The organism is Roseateles albus (assembly GCF_028595345.1).
GTDB classification, from domain to species: Bacteria; Pseudomonadota; Gammaproteobacteria; order Burkholderiales; family Burkholderiaceae_C; genus Paucibacter_A; species Paucibacter_A albus.
The window spans coordinates 2305-9397 of sequence record NZ_JAQQXT010000030.1 but is presented as its reverse complement, the minus strand read 5'-3'; the positions used below and the strand labels follow the sequence as shown (position 1 = coordinate 9397).

The following is a 7093-nucleotide window of genomic DNA, read 5'->3' as shown; positions in this document are numbered from 1 at the left end:
CGGGGTGTCCGGGATCAGTTTGAAACGCTGCCCGCGATCAGCCTGAAATGGTGTCCGCCTTCGTCTGAAACGCTGTCCGCGTTCCGCTGAAATGGGTGGCCGCGATGGGCTGAAATACGCATCAGTGGCACCCGCTTGGGAAAGAAGCAGTGAAGTCAGCGATGTTCCGAAGGTGGCCCGGGTCATGTGAAAGTGAAAGTGCTTGGCAAACACCAGCCCGGCCTGTGTCGCCTCGCGCCGCAAGTCCACCATGGCCCGGTCTACTGCGGTGCCGGAACCCGAGTCGCGGTCTGCATAGCGACGGCCATAGCGGGTGAGGAACACCAACTCCTTGTCTTCCGGCGCGGCCAGTGCCTCGCGCCTGAGTCGGCCCACATCGGTCAGATAGTCGCGCAAAGCTTCCAGCAATGCGGCGGGCACAACGATCTGGCCATGCACATCGAACTTGGTGGCGACATGGGGGCGATGGCCTGGTCCCACTGGAAGATAGAAGAGTCCGGGCGTGTTGAGGTCGTGCACGGCGTTGAGGACCGTGCCACGCTTGAGATCGGTGATGGTCTCGACACGGGCGCCCGAAAAAAACCCTAGTTTGAGCATCAAATCAAGCTCGCGGCTAACACTGCCCGGCCGGCTGGTGAAGGCCAGCAACTCTTGCCGTTGCTCATCGGTCAGCGGGGTTAGTCCGCCTTCCAGTTGGAGCCCAATCCGCCCTCGGTTCGGAATCGCCAGGTCGGTGCTCCGCATGAGCATGGTTCTCTCAAAGCCCACCGAATCGACAAACCGATGGACGACCGGGCGCTCCTGCCACATGGGAGTCTCACGATCAATGAGCCCAGACACTTGGGCAAACCGATAGAAGTGAATGGTGGCGTTCATCCGGTGGTTGGCGGTGGAGGGTTTCAACAAACCCAGCTTGTCCCGTTGCTCGATCAAGTGCTTGCGCCATCGAACGAGCACCCGGTCACGTAAAAGCATTGGAAAATGTTGCCAATCCAACTGCTCGGCTTCCAGCCACTGCGCGTACTTGTGGAGATGACTGAGATTCGACCTTACGGTCTTGATGTCAGTCACACCGTTCGTCGCGCGGCTGTGCGCCCAGAGATTCGCTGCTCTCCAGCTCGACCCGTCAGCCCAGAAAATCTGCGGCAGTCCCTTGGTGGGTCGAAGTGCCCGGTCCGGCTCGCGGCGCACCAACCCATCGTCACCCACGATGATGCGATGCGGAATGTAGTGAATCAGCTCAAGCGAGGCCAAGCGTCATCCGCCTCTGTGCCATAAGGTGCGCGTCCCGACATTGCAGGCGACGAAGTCACATTGGTAAATCTGCAAAGCCTAGTGATAGAGCCGGCGCCTAATCGCATCCAGAGCCTCCTTCTACGGAACCATGCGTTGATTTGAATGTCTAGAGTGAATTTAACTATTGCCATGCAATAGTTGATAGATTTTTACTCTGGAAGAGAATATGAGATAGGCCGAAGTCCGTCAAGCGATCGACTTTGTACCCATAGCTGAAGTTCGCTGGAATTCAGCATTCGGCTGATAGGAGCCGTCCGAGTCGGAGAGGCCGCCGCATGGCTCAAATCTCCAAGAATCGGCAGGGCAAGCCGGAGACCTTCACGTTCCTGGGCTTCATCTTCATCAGCGGGAAATCCCGGCGCGGCAGCTACCAGCTGCAGCGCAAAAGCCGGGGCGACCGCATGAGGGCGAAGCTGCAGGGCATCAAGGCCGAGCTGCGACGGCGAATGCATCAAGGCATACCCGAGCAAGGCAAATGGCTAGGCGCAGTGGTAACGGGTTACATGAACTACCACGCCGTGCCGACCAACGCGAAATCTGTCGTGGCGTTCGGATATCACGTCAAGAATTTGTGGCGACGCACGCTCAGGCGGCTGGTTGGCGAAGCCAAAAGGACGGGCTGACGTTTGAGCGCATGGACAAGATCGCTGCGGCCTATTTGCCGCGCCCAAGAATCCTTCATCCTTGGCCCAACACACGGAGGATGCCGGAGGCTGGGTATCCAAGCTGATGGTCCTTGCTGGCCTCATTCAGATGCCTTGGCCAGGCGATCCCTGGTGTTGGCCAAGCGTTTGCCCAGCACTTCGCCAAATTCTGCGGCCATGTCGAGCCGCTCCTGGATAGAACGGCATAAGTTCTTGATGGCCGAGTGATCGAAGCGTTCAGCGCTGGTGCAATTGCCCCGATCGTTTCGGGCCTCGATCTCGGCAAGCACCGCTCGGGCCTCAATGAACATTTGCTCAATTTCTGTTCGCGGTGAAATTGCCCTTTCAGCAAAGAAACCATCCGCCGGCGCGAGTTGCCCGCCCAGCGAGGCCAGATATTGAAGGGCTTCGGCACGGTTGTCCACGGGGTGGGGTTGGATGAGTTCATGGCTTTCTCAATGTTGTAGCCGACGCCTGGCTCACCAGGTGAGCCCGCCCTCGGCCGCACACATGCGCCGCACCCGCCAGTCCCAAAACGCTTGGCTTGCGGGCATGTAAGCGCAATAATTTACAACCAAGAGCACAAGGCCGATGAACAACGGCTGAAAATCCCAGTGGCGGGCGTTGCTCGGGCGGCGATGCTTCTGGGCTGTTTCACCGGCATAGCGGGCATACGCGGCAAAGCCGTCGCTCAGCAAGACCGAGCCGGGGTTCTGTGGCGACGAGCGCGCATAGTGTTTTTGCCACCAGACTACGAGAACAATTCCTTCTCGATATGCGCCACATACCGGTTCATATAGAACAAGTCCGGCTCGTGCTTAAGCGGCCGAATGACCAACCGGAATTCCGGCAACGCCGGGCACTTGGCATTGAAGGTCACAAGTCCAATGCCGAAGATTTGGCAAAGTGAATCAACCCGAGCAAGTTCATCTTCGGGCGTTTGGGTTGGGATGACCAGGTAGCTTTTGTGGCTGAACAGCTTGTAGGCACAAGCCTGTCCAAAGCCTGTGACTAAACCCGCCGGGTCGATCTTGATTTCGGCCGACACTATGCTCGTCGGCCCTTTGATGACGTCACTGCGCCGACTCTCGGCTTTGCCGATGACATCGGGTGTCCCCCAGCGATCCCGAAACGCGTTGCCGCCGAGCGCAATGGCGTGGGTTACGTCTTCGATGTCATTTTTCAACCAACTCGCGAACAGAGGGTAGAAGACCTCTTCGCGGATCTTGATCTGTTGCACTTCAACCGGGGGCTCTTCATTCAATTCGGCGGGAATCGGATCCTTGAATTCGATCAGGCGATAGAGGCCCTTGATGGGCTTATAGACCTGCTCGGGGTGCAGGGCATCCAAGTTCCAGATATAGGCGTTGATGGTGCTGGCATTGAAGCTAGTGTCAGATTGACGTATCTGCCGATGAAGCTCGGAATAGCGCAGGCCTTGCGGGTGACCGCGCAATAGTTCGAGCGCTGTGGCGCGAATGCGCTCTCTGATTCTGGGTCGCTGCATCTAGTTTGGACGGAAAGGGATTCAATAGAAATGCGCGGACATGGGCAACCCGAATTTCAGCGGTGGCGCCAAGGACAACTCAGAATTCTACAATCAAATGCTACTCAAAGTCTGTAGACTCAAAGTAGGCGATTCGCAGACCCTCGCTCTCCATGAAGAGACCAGGGAACGTAGAACTAACGGCGCGGGAGCGCCTTGCCCGACGACTGCGCCTTGAGCGTGCGGCACGGGGCCTTTCGCAAGAGCAGTTGGCAGATCTTGCCGGCTTGCACCGCACCTATGTCGGCTCGGTGGAGCGGTCGGAACGCAATGTTTCATTGGACAACATCGAGCAACTCGCCAAGGCCTTGGCGCTGGACATATCGGTATTGCTTGCGCCGCTTACCGATTGAGTTTGACTTGGCGGTTCTTGCGTAGCTGATTCAGGCCGAGGTTTGTTGGGCCAGAGCGCTCTTTTGTTTGTGCTATTTGCATTCTGAGGTTGGAAACTAGGCGAAAACGTCGCCTTGAAACCAATCTGATTTGTGCAAATGCTGGTTGCCCAGCACGCAATCCTAGCGGCCCGCTTTCTGCAATGCAGGGTTGAAATATCAAATGGTCAGCGTCTGCACCGCAGAGGCTGCGGTCATTGGCCGTTGAGAGCCGAACTCACGGTGCCGGCCACCCAGAAGTCACTGACCCGCAGCAGATATTGCGGCGCTGATGTCGGGTCTCGAATGTGCTGCAGTCATTCAGAGGAGCCGTTCACGAAATCGTCGGCCAACCGGAGCCGAATGGCTGCTGCTTGACCCGTCGAATAGGCGCGGTCGCCCCTATAGGAGCCGCTCGCTCCCTCGTCATCTACGGCAGCAGTGTGCCCAAAGCTGAAGTTCGAAGTCGTGGGCTGTAGGTCAAAGCCCTTGCGGCTACGGTCATTGGTCGGCGAGATGCGAACTTCTGGTGTCGGCCACTCAGCAGTCATTCACCCGGTCCATCGCTGGTGGCATCGATGTCGGGTAGCGAGTGTGCAGCGGTCATTCAGGCGCACGGCACACGAAATCTATGGTCAACCGGGCCGAATGGCCGGTGTTTGCGCGGAGAAAGGGCGAAGCTGACACAGACTCAAAATTGCCTTGCGACCTCCCCCCTAGATGGGGGGCGTAATCAGTAAAATCGACTGATACTATGAGTTCGCCAACGTACAAGCCTACAGTGAGTAGGGCAAAGCGCAAAGACGTTTCTTGAAGCCTGTGAGTTCGTTTGTCATTGCGAGTCGCGGCGCTGCTACTTTGGTAAAAATTAGATCAATTCAAAGCACCTGGGGAGGTCGCGATGGCGGTAAATACATGGGTAGGGCGTAAAACCTACTGGGCTCATTCAAGATGCGATTCCTTGATCGCTTGCGGTGGTCGCGCCCGTTGGCAGCCGTTTCTGGCCGTTCCCTCTCTCGAAGATAGATCCGGCTAGCTGCCTTGCTACTTGCTTAGACAGTTCTCCGCACTCTCAGCGGATCAGATGGCGCTCTGCGCGCTCACCAAACCAAACAATATGCTCGGGGTGCCCGCGAATGCGCGCCCATGAGCGCCGTGTTCACCGAGTGGAATTCCATGACCAACAAGACTAGCAAGGCCCTCACGTCACTTTTCTTTGTCGACGCACGTTCGACCGAATCCGCGACCCTGCTTGGCAAGCTGAGCGGGTACACCGAACCGTCAAATGTTTTCGTGCTGGATGAGTTGTCGGATGGATTGGCGCAGATCGAAGCGGCTTTGCAGGCGCACCAAGACGTCGATTCGATATACCTTGTTCCTGAGGTGATCCAGGGTCAACCGCGCTTGGGGAGTAGCTTGTTGGCTGGAGTTGATCTGGCTGCCAATGCGCAGGACATGGCCGGCATGGGTCGTGCGCTCTCGGTGGGCGGGAGCATTGTGTTTCTGGGCGCCGATTTGACAGAGGCGAGCACAGCTTGGTCATCCATCCTCAGTTCATTTGCGCAGTACACGGGAGCCGAGGTACGGGTATCCAGTGACTTTGTAGAGGGCAGTATTGACGCAGTCGTATCAGAGCTTGGTTCGCATAGCACTGCCGAGGTTCAGTTGGCCGTCGATTCCGGTCTTGTGGTGTTGGGGGAATCTTTGAATGTCATCACAGGTACCGAGTTGGCTGACACGCTGATTGGTAGCTCGGGAGACGACCAGATCAATGGTCTGGGCGGCAATGACACGATAGACGGCCAGGCGGGCAGCGACACCATCGATGGCGGAGACGGTGATGACCGTATCGAAGGCAACTTCGGCAATGACACGCTTTTGGGCGGAGCGGGCAATGACACGCTGACCGATGACCAGGGATCGAACACGCTTGACGGAGGTGCGGGCAATGACAACCTCACGTCGCGCTCACTGTCGGGCAATCACACCTTGTTGGGCGGGGTCGGCGACGACAGCCTCAATGCGACCGGTCTGACTATCGGCCTTGATGGCGGCGAGGGCAATGACTATTTGAGCGCCTCAGGTCAGTTGTATGTTGGTGGTAGCTCCAGCAATGTGATCGGCGGTACAGCCTCGTTGAAGGGTGGCGCGGGTATTGACAATCTATACGTCAGTTCCTACAGCAATGCCAGCCTCGATGGTGGCGAAGGCAATGACTATCTGCGTGTTGATTCCAGCCGAGCATCAACCCTGACAGGTGGTGGCGGCGACGACAACCTTAGTGTTTCGATCCATGGTTATGAAGTATCCAAGGTGGACGCCACCCCAGGGTTGGTCACTACCGCAACATTGGATGGCGGTGATGGCATTGACAACTTGACAGTGACAAGTGGCAATAGCTACACGTACAGCTACGGCCAAGTGCAGCTTAATTTACAGGGCGGAGCCGGTAATGACCGCCTGACCGTCACTGACACTCAGGCTGGAGACACCGGCAATCAAGGCCAGAGTTACGGCATTGCTTCTGCCAGCCTCGACGGCGGCAGCGGCGATGACGTGTTGACGGCGTCCGGCGCCTTGCAACTGAGCCTAACCGGCGGCACTGGTTCAGATACCTTTGTGCTGACCGCCCAGCAGTACCGCACCATGCTTGAGGGCAGTCGGACTTTCCAGGGCAGCAACGGAACTTCCACCACGATCAAGGCCGACCCGACAGTCATCACGGACTTTGCGGCTGGCCCGGGCATGGACGTGCTCGACTACTCGGATCTGCTGCGCAACGGCACGCTGAGCTATGACGGGTCCAACCCGTTTGGCTCGGGCTTCTTGAAGTTGACCCAATCAGGCAATGATACGTTGCTGAGCTTTGATGCCGATGGCAGCGCAGGATCAGTGCAGTCAGCGCAGGTCATCGCGGTGTTGAAGAATGTAGATGCGGCCATGCTCGTAGCCGCCAACTTCAACCCGAACTTTCCGCCGGACGGCACGCCGCCCTTGGCGCAAACGTTGACTGGTACCGAGTTGGCAGACACCATGATTGGTGGTTTTGGCAACGATCAGATCAACGGACTGGGCGGTAATGACACGATAGATGGCCAGGCGGGCAGCGACATCATCGATGGCGGAGACGGTGATGACCGTATCGAAGGCAACTTCGGCAATGACACGCTTTTGGGCGGAGCGGGCAATGACACGCTGACCGATGACCAGGGATCGAACACGCTTGACGGAGGTGC

Annotated in this window: 6 protein-coding genes; 3 read left to right on the top strand and 3 right to left on the bottom strand. The window is 57.5% G+C overall.

Going from position 1 to position 7093, the window contains the following annotated elements; translation table 11 throughout:
- The coding region (locus tag PRZ03_RS23650) for a tyrosine-type recombinase/integrase (protein WP_273602556.1) at positions 1-1254 on the bottom strand (1254 nt) is incomplete at its 3' end.
- A gap of 317 nt (positions 1255-1571) precedes the next feature.
- Here PRZ03_RS23650 and PRZ03_RS23645 point away from each other — a divergent pair.
- A complete protein-coding gene (locus PRZ03_RS23645; RefSeq protein ID WP_409993993.1) occupies positions 1572-1919 on the top strand; it encodes a hypothetical protein in 348 nt (115 codons plus the stop codon).
- 122 nt (positions 1920-2041) lie between these two features.
- Here PRZ03_RS23645 and PRZ03_RS23640 read toward each other — a convergent pair whose 3' ends face one another.
- Entirely contained in the window at positions 2042-2365 is a 324-nt protein-coding gene (locus PRZ03_RS23640; protein WP_273602555.1) for a hypothetical protein, read from the bottom strand.
- A 326-nt stretch (positions 2366-2691) separates the two neighbouring features.
- Positions 2692-3447: a hypothetical protein gene (locus PRZ03_RS23635; RefSeq protein ID WP_273602554.1), complete on the bottom strand. Its 756-nt coding sequence runs from the start codon at positions 3445-3447 to the stop codon at positions 2692-2694.
- A gap of 152 nt (positions 3448-3599) precedes the next feature.
- Between PRZ03_RS23635 and PRZ03_RS23630 the strand changes: the two genes are divergently transcribed.
- A complete protein-coding gene (locus PRZ03_RS23630) occupies positions 3600-3839 on the top strand; it encodes a helix-turn-helix domain-containing protein (protein WP_273602553.1) in 240 nt (79 codons plus the stop codon).
- Between the two features lie 1164 nt (positions 3840-5003).
- Positions 5004-7093: DUF4347 domain-containing protein (locus tag PRZ03_RS23625; protein WP_273602552.1), on the top strand; the 2090-nt coding region annotated here is incomplete at its 3' end.